This window comes from Streptomyces sp. NPDC001970 (genome assembly GCF_053594115.1).
In genome coordinates, this window is record NZ_JBSFDW010000110.1 from 1 (window position 1) to 1,669 (window position 1,669).

Sequence of the window (1,669 nt, forward strand, 5' to 3'; positions counted from 1 at the left end):
GGCCGAAACTCCCATCGGCACCACCCACATCAGCAGATTCGCCCGCCTCGGACTGGAACTCGCCGCATAGCCCACCGAATCCGCCAACAAAGTCCGATAGCGCGGAGCTTCCATGCCGTGCCCCGACGGTAGAACTCCATCAGGAGTACGGCGCGTTCACCGTCCAGGAGGGCAGGGGGGTGGAAGCGGACCGGATCGTCTCCATGCTGGATGGCCCGACCCAGGCTTACAAAGCAGTGATCAGCGCGAACACCCTTGCTGGACACATCCACTCGTCATCGGAGGGTGGATCCGAGCGCCGCTCAACGGCATTCAGAAACCGGTCGTTAGATGAGCCCGGTTGGGGTCAAGGACTCTCGATAACATGCCATATCGCTGGGTGACAGTGCCCTTCTTCATGGGCTTGGTGCAGTCCGGTTCGAGCGTGAAGACAAAGCACTCCGACGTGATCTCCTCGCCGAGTGCAGCGACTTGCTGTTCCTGGCGGGCGAGATGTGCCTTGAGGAGGTGGGCGGTGATGCCGTCGATCGCGATGCGGCGGATGCGGTTGGTCTTCGTCTTCTTCAGCTGGTGACGCTGGGTGGTCGCCCTGCGGACCGAGATGATGTTCTTGGTGAAGTCGACGTTCTGCCGGCGAAGGCCGCACAGTTCGCCGCGTCGGCAGCCGGTGACCATGACGAGGAAGAGCAGCGTGCCCCAGTCGAGGTCGTGCTGCCAGGCGTCGTTGAGCACCCGCGCGACCTCGGCATCGGACGGCGGGTCCGGCTCAGGCTCGTCCTCCGGCGGGGCCTGGACGGAATCAATCGGGTTACTCGTGAGAAATCCCCACGTGACTGCCCGCTCCAGCGCGGGCTTGAGGACGTAGTGGAGTTTCCGCAGGTACCCGTTCGACAGGGGCCGGCACACGTGCCGCTTCTTCGTCATCGGGTCGATCCGGCCCTGCCGCTTGCCCTCACACTGCTCGCGGCAGCGCGTCAGGCGCGCGTAGAAGAGCTCGATCAACTGCGGGCCGAGTTTCGTCGCCCTGGAGATCGCCGAAGGTGGGCTTGAGGTACAGGCCGATGGCGAACTCGTACCGGTCGCGTGTGCTCTCCTCGATACGCGCGACCTCCATCCACTGGTCGATCACCTTGCCGATGGTGATTTCCCCCTTGGGGTGTCGACACTCGTCCACCTGGGCCAGGAGCTTGGTGCGTACCTTCTCGGCTGCCCGCGGGCCCGCGGCTGTCTCGGTGAGGTCGATGCGCTGCTTCGTCAGGGGGTCCAGGCCTGCATAGACACGGACCTCGAAGGCGTCTCCGCGCCGCCTGATACTGCCCCGCTGACGGGTCTGAGATGTCATGCCCGGACCGTACTGATGGGCATCATGATGGGCATGGCAAACCAGCCAGTACGCCTGTTCGGCGTTCTGGCTGGTCAGCGGCGGTGGGCGCGGACGATTTCGAACCGCCGACATCTGCTTTGTAAGTTCGCGCGGACGGGCCTTGAAGCGCATCCGACCGCCTGGGGCATGACCGCACTCGATCGCTCAACGCCGTGTCTGTCCGCTGTCGTTGATGTCACCGGGTGATGTCAGACGCCATCCGCTTTCCGAACGTGATCGTTTAGTTCGAGTGGGTGGGCATGAACTCCTTTTCGTGGCGGGAGAGATGGGCGTGGTTCGTCCGCT

Annotated in this window: 2 protein-coding genes; both read right to left on the reverse strand. The window is 63.9% G+C overall.

The genetic code is table 11. The annotated features are described in order from the left end of the window. Positions 1 to 312 precede the first annotated feature (312 nt). Positions 313 to 1,002, reverse strand: a complete 690-nt coding sequence (locus ACWCP0_RS42040; protein ID WP_451083975.1) for a tyrosine-type recombinase/integrase — start codon at positions 1,000 to 1,002, stop codon at positions 313 to 315. Further along, a complete protein-coding gene (locus ACWCP0_RS42045) occupies positions 953 to 1,495 on the reverse strand; it encodes a hypothetical protein (RefSeq protein WP_451083976.1) in 543 nt (180 codons plus the stop codon). The genes ACWCP0_RS42040 and ACWCP0_RS42045 overlap by 50 nt, the downstream gene beginning before the upstream one ends. Positions 1,496 to 1,669: the final 174 nt, after the last annotated feature.